This is a genomic window from Methylobacterium sp. V23 (assembly GCF_002917135.1).
GTDB lineage: Bacteria > Pseudomonadota > Alphaproteobacteria > Rhizobiales > Beijerinckiaceae > Methylobacterium.
Genome location: NZ_PDHT01000003.1, coordinates 139,246 through 154,975, shown reverse-complemented (window position 1 = coordinate 154,975; position 15,730 = coordinate 139,246). Strand labels below are relative to the sequence as shown.

General features: G+C 70.1%; 14 protein-coding genes. 10 read left to right on the top strand and 4 right to left on the bottom strand.

Annotation, left to right across the window (positions count from 1 at the left end; genetic code table 11):
• Positions 1 to 90: 90 nt before the first annotated feature.
• Positions 91 to 2,985: an excinuclease ABC subunit UvrB gene (uvrB, locus tag CRT23_RS05220; RefSeq protein WP_245435974.1), complete on the bottom strand. Its 2,895-nt coding sequence runs from the start codon at positions 2,983 to 2,985 to the stop codon at positions 91 to 93.
• Between the two features lie 344 nt (positions 2,986 to 3,329).
• Here uvrB and CRT23_RS05215 point away from each other — a divergent pair, with 344 nt between their 5' ends.
• The 4 genes from CRT23_RS05215 (at position 3,330) to CRT23_RS05200 (ending at position 7,396) form a co-directional block, all read left to right on the top strand.
• Entirely contained in the window at positions 3,330 to 3,887 is a 558-nt protein-coding gene (locus CRT23_RS05215) for an ankyrin repeat domain-containing protein (RefSeq protein WP_103708869.1), read from the top strand.
• Positions 3,888 to 3,958: 71 nt separating this feature from the next.
• On the top strand, positions 3,959 to 5,725 hold the full coding sequence (locus CRT23_RS05210; protein ID WP_103708868.1) for a PQQ-binding-like beta-propeller repeat protein: 1,767 nt from the start codon (positions 3,959 to 3,961) through the stop codon (positions 5,723 to 5,725).
• Positions 5,726 to 5,819: 94 nt separating this feature from the next.
• The gene (locus tag CRT23_RS05205; RefSeq protein ID WP_103708867.1) at positions 5,820 to 6,242 is read left to right on the top strand and encodes an acyl-CoA thioesterase; all 423 of its coding nucleotides are present in this window, start codon (positions 5,820 to 5,822) and stop codon (positions 6,240 to 6,242) included.
• Entirely contained in the window at positions 6,239 to 7,396 is a 1,158-nt protein-coding gene (locus tag CRT23_RS05200; RefSeq protein WP_245435973.1) for an endo-1,4-beta-xylanase, read from the top strand. The genes CRT23_RS05205 and CRT23_RS05200 overlap by 4 nt, the downstream gene beginning before the upstream one ends.
• A gap of 4 nt (positions 7,397 to 7,400) precedes the next feature.
• On the opposite strand, the gene CRT23_RS05195 is transcribed toward CRT23_RS05200, so the two are convergent.
• The gene (locus CRT23_RS05195) at positions 7,401 to 8,309 is read right to left on the bottom strand and encodes an alpha/beta hydrolase (RefSeq protein ID WP_103708866.1); all 909 of its coding nucleotides are present in this window, start codon (positions 8,307 to 8,309) and stop codon (positions 7,401 to 7,403) included.
• Positions 8,310 to 8,420: 111 nt separating this feature from the next.
• Positions 8,421 to 9,371 carry a lytic transglycosylase domain-containing protein gene (locus CRT23_RS05190; RefSeq protein ID WP_103708927.1) on the bottom strand — a complete coding sequence of 317 codons (951 nt, stop codon included), beginning with the start codon at positions 9,369 to 9,371 and terminating at the stop codon, positions 8,421 to 8,423.
• Positions 9,372 to 9,542: 171 nt separating this feature from the next.
• Here CRT23_RS05190 and CRT23_RS05185 point away from each other — a divergent pair, with 171 nt between their 5' ends.
• The 4 genes from CRT23_RS05185 (at position 9,543) to CRT23_RS28365 (ending at position 13,083) form a co-directional block, all read left to right on the top strand.
• The gene (locus CRT23_RS05185; RefSeq protein WP_103708865.1) at positions 9,543 to 11,171 is read left to right on the top strand and encodes an ABC transporter ATP-binding protein; all 1,629 of its coding nucleotides are present in this window, start codon (positions 9,543 to 9,545) and stop codon (positions 11,169 to 11,171) included.
• Positions 11,172 to 11,182: 11 nt separating this feature from the next.
• On the top strand, positions 11,183 to 12,403 hold the full coding sequence (locus CRT23_RS05180) for a phosphopentomutase (RefSeq protein WP_103708864.1): 1,221 nt from the start codon (positions 11,183 to 11,185) through the stop codon (positions 12,401 to 12,403).
• A gap of 18 nt (positions 12,404 to 12,421) precedes the next feature.
• Positions 12,422 to 12,613, top strand: coding sequence for a DUF1192 domain-containing protein (locus tag CRT23_RS05175; RefSeq protein WP_055951982.1), 192 nt, complete (start codon positions 12,422 to 12,424; stop codon positions 12,611 to 12,613).
• Positions 12,614 to 12,921: 308 nt separating this feature from the next.
• On the top strand, positions 12,922 to 13,083 hold the full coding sequence (locus tag CRT23_RS28365; protein ID WP_156375639.1) for a hypothetical protein: 162 nt from the start codon (positions 12,922 to 12,924) through the stop codon (positions 13,081 to 13,083).
• Positions 13,084 to 13,091: 8 nt separating this feature from the next.
• Here CRT23_RS28365 and CRT23_RS05170 read toward each other — a convergent pair whose 3' ends face one another.
• Positions 13,092 to 14,186, bottom strand: coding sequence for a helix-turn-helix transcriptional regulator (locus CRT23_RS05170; protein WP_103708863.1), 1,095 nt, complete (start codon positions 14,184 to 14,186; stop codon positions 13,092 to 13,094).
• Between the two features lie 252 nt (positions 14,187 to 14,438).
• On the opposite strand from CRT23_RS05170, the gene CRT23_RS05165 reads away from it, so the two are divergent.
• Both CRT23_RS05165 and CRT23_RS05160 read left to right on the top strand, forming a co-directional pair.
• Complete coding sequence (locus CRT23_RS05165; protein ID WP_055951985.1) at positions 14,439 to 15,086, top strand: TetR/AcrR family transcriptional regulator; 648 nt, start codon at positions 14,439 to 14,441, stop codon at positions 15,084 to 15,086.
• 78 nt (positions 15,087 to 15,164) lie between these two features.
• Entirely contained in the window at positions 15,165 to 15,617 is a 453-nt protein-coding gene (locus CRT23_RS05160; protein WP_055951988.1) for a DUF2852 domain-containing protein, read from the top strand.
• The last annotated feature ends 113 nt before the right edge of the window (positions 15,618 to 15,730 follow it).

Sequence of the window (15,730 nt, the reverse complement as noted above, 5' to 3'; positions counted from 1 at the left end):
ACGAGAGGGGACGTCTGTTGCCGAACCAAGCCCCGCCGCCGCCGATGGGTTCCGGCCCGCGGACGCGCAAACGGGAGGGGTCCCTCGCGATCAGCCGCGCTTGCGTCCGCCCCCGCCCTTGTATTTCGGCTTCTGTCCCCCGAGCCCCTGCGTCGAGCGGGCCTTCGGGCGTTCCTGCCAGACCGGCGCGCCGAGCGGCAGCTCGCGGTCGGTGCCCGGCCCCATATTGTCGAGGGTCGGCTTCGAGATGCGGCTTTGCTTGGCGCCGAAGCGCCCCGCCTCCCGCTCCACGTCGCCCTGGCGGGCCATCGGGTCGTCGGAGACGAGCAGCTCGGTGGCTTGCAGGCGCTTGAGCTCGTCGCGCAGGCGCGCGGCCTCCTCGAAGTCGAGATCGGCGGCGGCGGTGCGCATCCGCTTCTCGAGGTCCGCCATGACCGCCTTCAGGTTGTGCCCGATGGTGACGGCGTTCTTCGCCAGCCCCGTATCCACCTGGACGTGGTCGCGCTCGTAGACGCTGTCGAGGATGTCGGCGATGCCGCGCTTCACGCTCTGCGGCGTGATGCCGTGCTCTTCGTTGTAGGCCAGCTGCTTGAGGCGGCGGCGCTCGGTCTCGGCCATCGCCCGCTCCATCGAGCCGGTGATTTGGTCTGCGTAGAGGATGCAGCGGGCATCCGCGTTTCGGGCCGCGCGGCCGATGGTCTGCACCAGCGAGGTTTCCGAGCGGAGAAAGCCCTCCTTGTCGGCATCCAGGATGGCCACGAGCGCGCATTCCGGAATGTCGAGTCCCTCGCGCAGGAGGTTGATGCCGATCAGCACGTCGAATGCGCCGAGACGCAGGTCGCGGATGATCTCGATGCGCTCCAGGGTGTCGATGTCGGAGTGCATGTAGCGCACCCGCACGCTGTTCTCGTGCAGGTATTCGGTCAGGTCCTCGGCCATGCGCTTGGTCAGGGTCGTGACCAGGGTGCGGTAACCGGCCTGGGCCACCTCCCGCACCTCGCCGAGCAGGTCGTCGACCTGCGAGCGCGCCGGCCGGATCTCGATCACCGGGTCGACGAGGCCGGTGGGGCGGATGACCTGCTCGGCGAAGACGCCGCCGGTCTGCTCCATCTCCCACTTGGCCGGCGTGGCCGAGACGTGGATCGATTGCGGGCGCATCGCGTCCCATTCCTCGAAGCGCAAGGGGCGGTTGTCGAGGCAGGAGGGCAGGCGGAAGCCGTATTCCGCCAGCGTCGCCTTGCGGCGGAAATCGCCCTTGTACATGCCGCCGATCTGCGGAACCGTGACGTGGCTCTCGTCGGTGAAGACCAGCGCGTTGTCGGGCAGGTACTCGAACAGGGTCGGCGGCGGTTCGCCGGGCTTACGCCCCGTCAGGTACCGCGAATAGTTCTCGATGCCGTTGCAGGCCCCGGTGGCCTCGATCATCTCGATATCGAAGGTACAGCGCTGCTCGATGCGCTGTGCCTCGATCAGGCGGCCCATCTTCGTCAGCTCGTCGACCCGCTGTTTCAGCTCGGTCTTGATCCCCTTGATCGCCTGCTGGAGGGTCGGGCGCGGCGTCACGTAGTGTGAGTTGGCGTAGACCTTCACGAACTTGAGGTCGTTGATCTTCTTGCCCGTGAGGGGATCGAACTCGGTGATCGATTCGATCTCGTCGCCGAACAGGCCGATCCGCCAGCCGCGATCCTCCAAGTGGGCAGGCCAGAGTTCGATCACGTCGCCGCGCACCCGGAAGGTGCCGCGGGCGAAGTCCGACTGGATGCGCTTGTACTGAAGCGCCACGAGGTCGGCGATGAGCTGCCGCTGCTCGATCTTCTCTTCGAGAGACACCGTGAACGACATCGCGGTGTAGGTCTCCACCGAGCCGATGCCGTAGATGCACGAGACCGAGGCGACGATGATGACGTCGTCGCGCTCGAGCAGGGCGCGGGTGGCGGCGTGGCGCATGCGGTCGATCTGCTCGTTGATCGACGATTCCTTCTCGATGAAGGTATCCGAGCGCGGCACGTAGGCCTCGGGCTGGTAGTAATCGTAGTACGAGACGAAATACTCGACCGCGTTGTCGGGGAAGAAACTCTTGAACTCCCCGTAGAGCTGTGCCGCCAGGGTCTTGTTCGGCGCCAGGATCAGGGCCGGACGCTGGGTCTCGGCGATGATCTTGGCCATGGTGAAGGTCTTGCCGGAGCCGGTGACGCCCAGGAGCACCTGGTCGCGCTCGGCCTTGCGCACGCCGTCGACCAGCTCGGCAATGGCGCGCGGCTGGTCACCGGCCGGCTCGAACTCGGATTTTAGTGTGAAGGCGAGGCCGCCCTCGGACTTCTTCGGTCGATCGGGCCGGTGCGGCACCCAGGTCTGGCCGTCCCGGAAGAGCGGATTGCCCTCGGTGAGCAGGCGCGACAGCGCGTCGACGGTGGCCGAGACGCCGTCCGTCGCCAGCGAGGTCTCGTCGTCGTCCGCCGGTTCGACCGCCCCCAAACCTTCCGGGACCGGTCCGTCTTCCGGTGCACGCAGCCCCAGGGCCTGCGCGAGGCGCGGATCGACATCGGCCGCCTCGCCATGGGCGAAGGTCGCCTGTGCGGCCTCGCCGAAGCCCATGCCGGACGCCTTGTCGGGGACGGTCGCCGAAGGCTTGCTGGCAGCCGCCGACGCCTTGGTACGCCCACGCGCCGGTTTCAGCTGCCCCGGACGGGCGGGGGCGGGCGGCGCGATCGGCGGAAGGCGATTCCGGTTCAACGCGGGGCTGAGGAGGGCCGCCAAGTGCTCGTCGAGGGGCTGAAGCTCCGGCTTCGATGCCTTGGAGTTCGGCGTCCTCGGCGCCGAGGCCTTCGGTCCGGGCGCCTTAGCCCCGACAACTTTGCCGCTCGCGCGCTTGCTATCCGAGCCCGCGCCGTCTGAGCCCGTGCCCACTGAGCCCGCGTCGTCAGAACCTTGGGAATTCCCGACATTCGTCGTCAGAACCTCCGTCTCGGCAGCGGGGTCGGACACGGCGCGTGGCTTCTTCGGAGTCGGCATGCTGCAAGTATGGTTTCTACCGGCCGCTTGGAAAAGGGTACGCCGCCACCGGATGTTACGCCCCTGGCGATCCGCCGAGGCGGGAAACGCCGCACGGGGCGATTTATCGCGCCTCGCGCGCCAAGTCGGGAGTCGCGTTCGGTGCGCGACGTGGCAGCCCGCTTCGGATCGCACGCCCTCCCGAAATCATCGACGGCCTCAGGGGCCGGCTTTCCCCTGCTGCAAGATTCAACGCCCGGCTTCCTCGACACTGGCGCCCGTGAAGCTAGGTTTCGCGCAGGACCGACGCCGTAACGTATTCCAGACCGGACAGATCGATGGACCCCGACACGTCACCGAAATCTGAGACCACGCCGAAACCCGAGCTCGACGCCGACACCTTGGCCTTCGCCGCCCGGGTCTTCCAGTACGCCCGCATGGGCCACGCGGAGGAGCTCGCGGAGCTGTTCGGGCAGGGCCTGCCGGCGAACCTGCGCAACGACAAGGGCGACAGCCTGCTGATGCTGGCGGCCTATAACGGACAGGCCGAGGCGACGCGGGTGATCCTGGAGGCCGGCGGCGACCCCGAGCTCGCCAACGACCGGGGCCAGACACCGCTGGCCGGCGCCGCGTTCAAGGGCGACAGGGACATTGCCAGCCTGCTCCTCGCCCACGGCGCGCGGGTCGACGGTACGGGAACGGGCAGCCGCACGGCCCTGATGACCGCGGCGATGTTCAACCGCACCGAGATGGTCGCGCTGCTGCTCGCTCACGGGGCCGACCCGGACATGCGGGATGGCGCCGGCCAGACCGCCGCCGCCCTGGCGGAATCCATGGGGGCGGCCGACACGCCCGCGCAGCTCGCCGGGGCGAAGCGCCCGGGCACCACCGGCTGAGCCGGAACGTTCCCGTCCCACGATCTGCGGCGGATCGCCCGGCTACGGGGCGACCGCGACGAGGAAAGCTCATGCCGAACGTGTTTCGCCGCGGCCTCGCCGCGCTCCTCCTCGCGAGCCTGCCCGGCGCGGCCCTGGCGGCCGACGACTGGCCGATGTTCGGGCGCGACCACACCAACCAGCACTTCTCGCCCCTCACGACGATCGACCGGGCCAACGTGAAGGCGCTGCGTCCGGCCTGGATCTTCCAGACCGGCATCACCGGCTATTTCCAGGCGGAGCCCGTGATGGTGGACGGGACGCTCTACGTCTCGACCACCCAGAATCACGTCGCCGCCCTCGATGCCCGCAGCGGACGGGTCCTGTGGACCTACACCCACAAGGCGCGAACGGAGAAGATCTTCGGGCCGCCCTCGAACCGGGGCGTGGCCGTCTCCGGCGGTAAGGTCTTCGAGGCGACCATGGACGGTCGGATCATCGCCCTCGACGCCGCCACCGGAAAAGTCCTGTGGGACCATGAGGCGGTGCGCCCCGAGGAGGGGGAATCCGAGACCGCCTCGGCCCTGGCGGACAGGCTCGGGGCCGGCACGGTCCAGGGGTCGAGCCGTCTCGGCTTCAAGATGCCGCCCCTGGTCGCCGACGGCCTCGTCATCGTGGGCGTCGCCGGCGCCGGCTACGGCCTGCACGTGGAGGACGCCAAGGGCGGCCTCGACGGAGGCGCGGTGGTGGGGATCGAGGGCGGCTATGGCCGCCGCGGCTGGCTCGCGGCCTACGACGCCGCCACGGGAGCCGAGCGCTGGCGCTGGTACGTGACCAAGGCCGACGGCTGGGAGGGGGACTTCGCGGCGACCACGTCGGACGGCGTGCCGCTGCACCGGGACATCGCCGCCGAGAAAGCCGCGGCCCCGGCGCATCCCGAGGCCTGGCGGGTCGGGGGTGGCTCGCTTTGGATGACGCCGGCCTACGACCGCGATCTCGGGCTGATCTACGTCGGCACCGGCAATCCGGCCCCGCAGAATTTCGGCCTCTCGCGCCCGGGCGACAACCTCTACACCATGAGCCTCGTCGCCCTCGATGTCCGCACCGGACAGCTGCGCTGGTACTATCAGCAGGTCCCGCACGACGAGTGGGGCTACGACGTGGCGAGCCCGCCCTTCCTTCTCGACCAGCCGACGCCGCAGGGCCCGGTCAAGGCCGTGGCGCAGGGCTCGAAGACCGGCTGGCTCTACGTCCACGATCGCACCACGGGGAAGCTCCTGGCGAAGTCCGAGCCGCTGATCACGCAGAAGAACCTCTACGCGCCGCCGACCGAGGCCGGCACGGTCGTCAGCCCCGGTCCGCTCGGGGCGATCTCCTGGCATCCGGTGGCCTATGATGCGCACCGGGGAACCGCCTTCGCCCAGGTCCGGCACGGGGCGACGACCTACGTGGTTCGAACGGTGCCGGCCTCCGGCGACCGCCCGGCGATCCGCTACACCGAAACCACGGAGGCCAGGGGTGAGCCGAGCTTTAGCACCTTGACGGCGGTGGACCTTGCCAAGGGCGGCGCGATCAAGTGGACCGTGAAGGGCGGCAGCCGGCTCTCCGGCGGGACGTTGGCCACCGCCTCGAACCTCGTGTTCTCCGGGGAGGAGGATGGCCACCTCGATGCCCACGATGCCGAGACGGGCGCGATCCTCTGGCGCTTCCAGTGCGGCGCCGGCATCGGCGGCCCGCCGATCACCTACGCCCTCGACGGCAAGCAATACGTCGCGGTGGCGGCTGGCGGCGCCTCCTTCACGAAGGGTTCCGGCTTCGGCACCGGCGACGCCCTGGTGGTCTTCGCGCTACCCGATTGAGGATCTGGCCGCCCCATGGCCGATGTGACATGAGGGCGCGGTCGGCGCACGGCTTGCGTGTGTTCGTCCCGTGCAACCAGAGACCGTGCTCCTCATGACGACCGACACCCCGGCACCGCGCCAGCCCGATGACCGCGGCCCACCCGTGGTCCGCACCATCGCGATGCCCGCCGACACCAACCCGGCCGGCGACATCTTCGGCGGATGGCTGATGGGCCAGATGGACCTCGCGGCCGGCAACATCGCCGCCCGGCGCTCCCGGGGGCGCTGCGCCACGATCTCGGTGGAGGCCATGACCTTCCACCGGCCCGTCATCGTCGGAGACGAGGTGAGCATCTACGCCTGGATCGTGCGCGTCGGGCGCACCTCCATGGGCATCCAGGTCGAGGTCTGGCGCCGGGAGCGCGAGGGCGAGGAGACCATGAAGGTCACCGAGGGGCTCTTCACCTTCGTGGCGATCGGACCGGACCGCCGGCCCCGGGTGATCCCGGCGGAGATCGAGACCGCCGGGGAGTGATCCGTCCGGGTCCCTCACGCCGGGCCATGCTCGGCGGTGCTCTCTGCCTCGCCGGGGATCATGGCCTCGGTGCAGCGCCGGGCTTCGCGGCGGCGCCGTCTTGGTCGGCCGACAGCCTCCAGGCCGCGGCCGCGCGCAAGGGTGTCGCCTATGGCTCGGCGGTGAACGGCGTGACCCTGCGCCATGACCCCGCCTACGGGCGGGCCCTGGCGCGGGAGGCCGGCCTCCTCGTGTCCGAGAACGCGATGAAGCTGACCTATGCCTGGCGGGCACCGGATTCCCTCGATTTCACCTACGCGGACGAGGTCGTGGCCTTCGCGGAGGGAAACCGCCAGCGCCTGCGCGGCCACACCCTGGTCTGGCACGAGGGCCTGCCCGCCTGGATCGAGGCCCGGCTCGCCGCCGGGGAAGGCGAAGCCTTCCTGCGCCGCTGGATCGGCGCTATGGCGGGGCGGTACCGTGACCGGATCGAGGCCTGGGACGTCGTGAACGAGATCTGCGGACCGCAGGACGGTCGTCCGGACGGGCTGCGGCGCACCACCCCGTGGCTCGCAGGCCTGGGCCCCGGCTACGTCGACCTCGCCTTCCGCATCCAGCACGCGGTCGCGCCGGACGCGGCCGGGGTCTGGAACGAGAACGACCTCGAGCTCGACGCGGACTGGATCGATCAGCGCCGTACGATGGTGCTGCGGACCCTGGAGGGAATGCGCCGCCGGGGCGTGCCGATCCGCCGGCTCGGCCTGCAGGGGCACCTCTACGCCAAGCACCCGCTGAACCAGGACAAGCTCCGCCGCTTCCTGACGGAGGTCGCCGCCCTCGGGCTCGCCATCGAGGTCACGGAACTCGACGTCAACGACCGGACCTATCCCGCCGACCTCGGCGCCCGCGACCGGGCGGTGTCCGACCTCGCGCGCCGCTTCCTCGACGTGGTGCTGGACGAGCCGGCCGTGCTCAACGTCCTCACCTGGGACATCACCAACCGGAACACCTGGCTCAACACCAATCCCGAGCGCCGGCGCGCCGACGGTTTGGTTCAGCGCGCCCTGCCGCTGGACGAGCACTTGGCGCGCACACCGCTGTGGTCGGCGATGCACCGGGCCTTCGTCGATGCGCCGGACCATCGCAAGGCGCGGGACGCCCTGCGCGCCGCGTGAGCCCCTAGCGGGGAACCATCCGCGCCTGCTGCGGACGCTCGCCGGCCTGCTGGCGCAGGAAGGCCGCCATCTCGGCAAGCACGGGAGCCTTGGAGCGGAAGGTCACGGAGAGCGCCAGCAGGGTGTCGGCATGGTCGAGGCCGGCATAGATCCGCTCCTGCACCGGCACGCGGGCGGTGCGCAGGCGCGCGGCGAGGTTGCGGGTGTTGGAGGGGCGCACGGTGGTGTCGCCGTCGCCCGAGGCGAGGAAGGCCGGCGGTGAGTGCGTGCCCGCGAAGGTGATGGGCTGGGTCGCCGCCTTGTCGGGGGCCTCCCCGAACAGTTCCGTGGCGGTGCCGGCATCGAGGGGCAGGAAGTCGTAGGGGCCGGACAGGCCGGCCACCGCCCGGATCACCCGCGGATCGACGCCGGCCCGACGCAGGTAGGTCGGGTTGAGCCCGAGCATCACGGCATTGTAGGCGCCGGCCGAGTGCCCGGCGAGGACGACCCGGCTCGGGTCGCCACCATAGGCTGCGATGTTCTGCTCGACCCAGGCCAGGGCCTGCGCTCCGTCGTCGAGGAAGTCCGGGAAGCGGACCTCCGGGTAGAGCCGGTAATCCGGCAGCACCGTCACGAATCCCTGCGCCGCGAGGGCCTGTCCGACGAAGGCGTAATCCTCCTTCGCGCCGTTCTTCCAGGAACCGCCATAGAAGAACACCAGCACGGGGGCGCCGGCCGAGCCGGCCACGGGCGTGAAGACGTCGAGGCGCTGACGCGGATGGCTGCCGAACGCGGCGTCCTTGAGGCTGAGTCGCCCGCCCTGGTCGCGGGGACCGATCGCGTCGAAGAAGGCGAGGGGGGAGCAGGCCGTGATGCCGAGCGCAACGAGCGCGAGTCCGGCGAGGCTGGCAAGGACGGCGAGAACCCGGGTCATGCATCTCTCTGTTGGGGGGCGAACCCCCTGTGACAGGGCTGGCGCGGCGGATTCATGGCGCGCATTCGATTCTCGGCGCGATGCGGAGTCGCAAGTCCGACCGCGTCCCGGTCAGGTTCTGAGGACGAGGCAGGCGCCGCCGACCTGGCGGATACGCCCGCACAGGCCATCGGCGGCCTCGCGGCTCTGGGCCGGGATGCGGATGCGGTAGAAGGCGCGGGTGCCGCGGCTGCGCAGGCGTGTGCCGATGATCATCGGACGAACATCGCCGATCACGCTTGTGTAGAGCTTCCGTGTCCGCGCGAAGCTCTGCAGCGCCAAGGATTTCGAGAAGTTTCCGGCGAGCTGGATACCCCAGGGCGCTGCCGGTCCCTCGTTTCCGCCGAGGGCGAACCGGTCGCCGCGCGACGGAATGCGCAGGGCCGCCGTCACCTGGAGGCAGCTCGACTCGGATCCCACCTTTGGCTCCGCTGCCTGGCCCTCGGGAGTCTTCGCTTCGGCGTCCTTGGACTCCGGGTTCTTGGTCGAAACCGCCTTGGTCGAACCCGCCTTGGCCGGCGGCGCGTCGCCCTCCGGCATCTCGATCGCCGCGCCGGGGCGCCAGGCCTCCGCGGGCGAGCCGGTGATCGCCAGGACGTAGTTCCGGGTCTCGGTCGGCAGACCCCCGGTGCCGGCGAGCCAGGCGGAGACCCGGCCCGGCCCGCCATTGTAGGCCGCCGCTGCCAGCCCGAGATTGCCGAATTGCCGGTTGAGGTCGGCGAGCAGGTGGGCCGCGTGCGGGATCGCCTGCTCGGGGTCGAACGGATCGGTCAGGCCGCGCTCCCGCGCCGTACCCGGCATGAACTGCGCGACGCCCTGTGCGCCCACGGGGCTCACGGCGGTGACGCGAAAGGCGCTCTCCCGCCAGATCAGGCGCGTCAGGAACGGCACCGGCAGGCCGCGGGCCTTCGCCGAGCCCTCGATCAGACGGCAGAGGGCCTGCTCGACCGTCTCGGTCGCGCCCTCGGCGGCCGCACGGGCCGATCCTGGGGTGACAGCGCCGACGAGGAGGAGCGCGAGCAGGGCGGCGGAGAAACGGCAAAGGAGCGAGGTCACGGTCGGGTTGTAGAGCGTGTGGGCCGACGATCAATTACAAACGCCCCCGACCGCGTCGCATCCGCGTTCGCCGATCCCGCAGGCTCACGCTATAACGCTCAGGGTTGCGACCTCCGCCCCGCTGCAGAACAGGCTTCGATGCCCGAAACGCTCCTCGACGTTCAGGACCTGTCGGTCGCCTTCCGCTCGCGGGAGCGCGAGACCCGCGCCGTGGACCGGGTGAGCTTCACCATCACGGCCGGCGAGACGCTGGCCCTCGTCGGGGAATCCGGCTCGGGCAAGTCGGTGACCGCCCTCTCGATCCTGCGACTCCTCGACGGCAGTGCCACCCATCCGGGCGGCCGCATCCTGTTCAAGGGCGAGGACCTGCTGACCCTGCCGGAGAAGCGGCTCCGCGGCATCCGCGGCGCCGACATCACCATGGTGTTTCAGGAGCCGATGACCTCCCTGAACCCGCTCCACGCGATCCAGCGGCAGATCGGCGAGGTGCTGGAGGTGCATCGCGGCCTCTCCGGCCGCAAGGCGCGCGCCCGCATCCTCGAACTGCTCGAACTCGTCGGGCTGCGCGACGCCGAACGGCGCCTCAACGCCTATCCGCACGAGCTCTCGGGCGGACAGCGCCAGCGCGTGATGATCGCCATGGCGCTCGCCTGCGAGCCGGACCTGCTGGTGGCCGACGAGCCGACCACCGCCCTCGACGTCACGGTCCAGGCCCAGATCCTCACCTTGCTGGCCGACCTGCAGAAGCGCCTGGGCATGGCGATGCTGTTCATCACCCACGACCTCGGCATCGTGCAGCGCATCGCCGACAACGTCTGCGTGATGCTTGCCGGTCGCGTGGTCGAGGCCGGCCCGGTCGCCGAGATCTTCGCCCGGCCGCAGCACGACTACACCCGCCGCCTCCTCGCCTCGGAGCCGAAGGGCCGGGCCAACCCGGTGCCGGCCGACGCCGCCCCCCTGCTGGAGGCCGGCCCGCTCAAGGTCTGGTTTCCGATCCGCGAAGGCCTGCTGCGCCGGACCACCAGCCACGTGAAGGCGGTGGACGGGGTGTCGCTTCGGGTCCGGGCCGGGGAAACCGTCGGGGTCGTCGGCGAATCCGGTTCGGGCAAGACCACGCTCGGCCTGGCGCTCCTGCGCCTCACCGGCTGCGAGGGCCCGATCGTGTTCCTCGGTCGCTCCATCGCCGGCCTGCCGCCCGCCGCCATGCGTCCGATCCGGCGTGACATGCAGGTGGTCTTCCAGGACCCCTACGGCTCGCTCTCGCCGCGAATGACGGTGGCGGACATCGTCGCCGAGGGTTTGGTGGTCCAGGGGGCGGTGAGGACGCGGGCCGAGCGGCAGGCGGTGGTCGCCAAGGCGCTCGGCGACGTCGGGCTCGATCCGGCGACCATGAACCGGTACCCGCACGAATTCTCCGGCGGGCAGCGGCAGCGCATCGCGATCGCGCGCGCCATCGTGCTCAAGCCGAAATTCGTCGTGCTGGACGAGCCGACCTCGGCCCTCGACCGCTCTGTCCAGGCCCAGATCGTCACCCTCCTGCGCGACCTCCAGCGCGAGCGTGGGCTCGCCTACCTGTTCATCAGCCACGACCTGAAGGTGGTGCGGGCTCTGGCGAACTACGTGCTGGTGATGCAGAACGGCCAGGTCGTCGAGGAGGGGCCGGCCGAGGACATCTTCGCCGCGCCGAAGACCGCCTACACCCAGGCGCTGTTCGCCGCCGCCTTCGATCTCCAGAGCGACACCGTCGCCGATCCGATTCCGGCCTGAAGGGGACGGGCATGCCGCGCGCCTTCCTCATCGTCCTGGATTCCGTCGGCATCGGCGGCGCGCCGGATGCCGATCGCTACGGCGATGCCGGGTCCGACACGCTCGGTCACATCGCCCGCGCCTGCGCCGAGGGGCGCGGCGACCGGGCGGGCCTGCGGCACGGCCCCCTGGCGCTCCCGAACCTGACCCGCCTCGGCCTCGGCCTGGCAGCGCAGGGCGCCACCGGCGCGGTGCCGCCGGGCCTCGAGGCGGTGAGCGACCCGACGGGCGCCTACGGCCACGCGGTGGAGGTGGCCGCCGGCAAGGACACGCCCTCGGGTCATTGGGAGATTACCGGCGTGCCGGTCCGCGAGCCCTGGGGCTACTTCCCCGTCGCGGTCCCGACCTTCCCGGCCGCGTTGACGGAGGCGCTGATCGCGCAAGCCGGCCTGCCCGGCATCCTCGGCAACTGCCATGCCGCCGGGGTGGCGATCATCGACGGCCTCGGCGCCGAGCACGTCCGGACCGGCATGCCCATCTGCTACACCTCCGCCGACAGCGTGTTCCAGATCGCGGCACACGAGGAAAGTTTCGGGTTGGAGCGGCTCTACGCCACCTGCCGGATCGCCCGCGACCTCTGCGACGCCTATCGGGTCGGCCGCGTCATCGCCCGCCCCTTCGTCGGCGGCGCGCAGGGGGGATTCCGGCGCACCGCCAACCGCAAGGACTACGCGGTCGAACCGCCCGGCCGGACGCTCCTGGACGTGCTCCAGGCCTCGGGACGGAGCGTCGTCAGCGTCGGCAAGATCGGCGACATCTTCGCCCATCGGGCGACCGGGCAGGAGATCAAGCCCGGCAGCAACGCCGCCTGCCTTGACGCCGCGCTGACAGCCTTCTCGGCGTTGCCGGAGGGCGGCCTCGTCTTCCTCAACCTCGTCGATTTCGACACCGAGTACGGCCACCGCCGGGACGTGCCCGGTTACGCCGCCGAACTCGAGCGCTTCGACGCCCGGCTGCCCGAGGTCCACGCCGTCCTGCGTCCCGGCGACCTCTGCATCATCACCGCGGACCACGGCAACGATCCGACCTGGGGCGGAACCGAGCACACCCGGGAACAGGTTCCCGTGCTGGCCTTCGGCCCCGGCGTCACGCCGGGATCGATCGGTCGACGCGAAACCTTCGCCGATCTGGGCGCGACCCTCGCACGGCATCTCGGAGTCGCACGCCTCGATGCGGGAACGGGCTGGAACTGACGGACAAGGGGGATCACCATGCGGGACGAGGACGACCGAGCCATCCGACAGGCCATCGCTCACCGGGTCGGGGAGCCGTTGGACACGCTGTCGGTCGAGGATCTCGACGAGCGGATCCAGTTGCTGCGGTCCGAGATGGAGCGCCTGGAAGCCGCGCGCCATGCCAAGAAGGCGGCGCTGGAGCGTGCGGACTCCCTCTTCCGGCTCTAGAGTTTGTCGGGGATGGGTGGGAACCGGTCATCCCGAGAAGCCGACTGTGGTGCGGGGAATCAAGGCGCTCTCTGGCGCAAGATGAGCCTCAGAAACACTTGGGCCTCGCGCGAAGGAATTGCTCCGAAGTTACATTTTCAACGAAGGAATTTCCGCTCTCCCCCAAATGGGGGATGAAGGTCTTCCAACCCCGCGCTTGAATGTCGCAACACAAAAAAGCGAGGGCGGTCATGCTTGATAGATGGACGATGGCGCCATGGATGCGCCGGCGACTTGCCCGGCACGTGCGTCGGGGTACGAGTGATCGCATGATCGCGTGCCTCATCAATCCGGCGCCCGGCTCCGTGTCCGAGAGTGTCGCGCCGCCCGCGCAGAGAGCTGAAATCACCGTCGAGTACGATCTTTCGAACGTCATCCTGTTCCGCGCGCTCGCGGCGAACCGGGCGGGCGCGGGCCGGGACGCCCGCTGACGCCGCGGTCAGCGGATCAGGCTGAAGCCCGAGATCAGCCGGGCCAGATCGACCTGACGGGTGACGCCTGTCTTGGCGAAGATCGCCTTGACCTGACTGCGAATAGTTTCCGGCCGCACGCTCTGCTGAACGGCGAGGATCGAGATGGTCGCGCCGTCCGCGATGCCCCGCGCGATCCGTGCCTCGGCGGCCGTGAGGTCGAACAGTCCCGACAGCAGTTCGGTGCCCGGCACGGGACGCGGCAGGACGGGGGCCGCCACCATCAGCATGGTACCGCCACCGAAGACGTCCTGGGCCTGACCGCGCATGGGCAGCAGGTGGAGCACCATGGCGGGATGGTCGTCGTCGGCCGGGATCGGGATCGAGCGCGCCGCCTGGGCCCGCTGTCCGGCGAGCACGTCCGCCATCAGGGCATCCGCGCCCGGATGGGCAAGGGTGACCCGCTCACGCTGATCGCGCACCACGCGCGGCACCAGGCCGGCGAAGCCCGCATTGCGTTCCTGCAGGCGCCCATCGGGCGAAACCACGGCCGCCGGGAGGCCCATGACCTCCAGGGCCCCCACCGCAGCGCGCGCCCGCTCCAGCTTCAAGCGGGCCGAGACCAGGGCCGCGCGACCGAGATGCGGCCGCAGGGAGTCGAGGATCGCCGTCGCGGACTGCGGGACCGGGCCATCCTTGTAGCGACGCTCGATGCTGAAGATCAGCGTATCGCCGGTGGTGAGCGGGCAGGCCGTGGCCGCACCCCAGCCCAGACCGCGCGGACGCAGGAATTGCTGGATCAGGACGTCCTGCTCCAGTTCGGCCTGGGTGTAGACGTCCTTCTCGCGGACGAAGCCCGCATGCCGGGCGCCGAGGAGCTTCGCCGTGCGCTGGCCGGCGCTGCTCCAGCCCCCGGCGGCGAAATCGGCCATGACCTGATCGAGGGACTCGCTGTTGATCCAGCGATGGGATTCGAGGTCGGCCGCGATCAGGACCGTTCCCTGGGCTCCGGCGATGTCGGCGAGCTGATCCAGGACCGCCGGCCAGAGTTCGGGGAGGATCGCAGCCTCGTAGATGAGGTCCGTCAGGGTTTCGAATTCACCCTGTCCCGAGGACTCCCGCACGGCCAGTGACCCACATCCCAGGGTGTCTATTTCGTAAAGACCATACAGCCAAAGTTTCCCGTTCGCCACGGGTATTTGTGGCAAATTCCCGTGATCTGCCCGCTGGATACGGGGCACCCGACGTGATTTCGTCGGTGTGGCGTTGGGGAAGTCTCGTCAGCCGATCCCTTCGTGTTAGGGGAATAGGAGACGGGGAACCTTCAGCCGACACGACCAGTCATGTCGAGTCGGAGCGGGGGCGGGGAGTGTGGCGTGCGGCATTGGCGCGAAGGACCGGGTGACCGGCGAAGCTACCACCACGGCAACCTCAAGGAGGCGCTGATCGAGGCTGCGCGCCGCTTCATCGCCGAGCGCGGCATCGGCGGCTTCACGCTGGTGGATGCGGCCCGCCTCGTCGGCGTCACGCCGGCGGCGCTCTACCGCCATTTCCGCGGGCGGGAGGCGCTGCTCGAAGAGGTGGCGGGACGAGGGTTTGCGGACTTGGCCGAGCGGCTCGCCCGCGCCCTGACCGCGAAGGGCACGCCGCTGGAGCGGTTCACCCGGATGGGCGAGGCCTACCTGGCCTTCGCCGAGGAGGAGCCCGGCTACTACGCGGCGATCTTCGAGACCCGCGGCCTCGCCGCCGCCGTGCCGAACGCGGTGCCGAGCGCGCGCCCGAGCCCGTTCGACCTGCTCGTGGAAGCCCTCCAGGCGACCTTCCCGGAGGGGTTCGGCGGTGTCGCGCCCCGGTTTATCGCGCTCGAGGTCTGGGCGCTGGCGCACGGCCTCGCGACCCTGTCCGCGTCCGGGCACCTGCCGAAATCCGCCGGCATGCCGGACAAGTACGAGCTGCTGCGCGCCGGCGTGCTGGCTCTCGTCCACGGCGCCGCGTCGGGCGGGCGGACGCGCGAACAGCCCTGACCGGATGGGCGCCCCTTGAAAGCGTGCACGTCCATCCGCAAGTGAATGTCGTTCACATTTACATTGGAGCCGTGAGCCGTGAGCTTCTCTTCCTCTCCCTTCACCACCGGGAAGGTCTGCCGTAGCGGCCCCTTCCCCAAGCGATCCCTGGAAATCGGCGCCATCGTCGTCGCCTTCGTCTATTGGTGGCCCCTGGCCGCCGCTTACATCGCCTGGAAGGTCGCGGGCTATCCTGCGCTCAGCGAGTTGCGGGGCCTCGCCGGCCGCGGCCTCTCGTGGAACGCGGGAGCCACCCGCTCGCGCTTCGCCGCGGCGTTCGAGGCGGCCAATGGCGGCAACACCGGCAACCTCGCCTTCGACGCCTACCGTCGCAGCGAGATCGAGCGGCTCGACGCCCAGCGCCGTGCCCTCCAGGAGGAGAGCCGCGCCTTCGCCGAGTTCGTCGAGGAGCTGAAGCGGGCCAAGGACCGCGAGCAGTTCGACGCTTTCATGCAGAAGCGCCGCAGCGCGGACACGACCCGCTCGGTCTGAGCGGCGGTCTTCACCTGACCATCGGGGCTTCCGGCGCAGGCCGGGAGCCCCTTTTTCGTGGAAGCGGCCCCCGCCATGGCCCTCGCTCGGACTGCTGCGATGCTCTAGAAAAC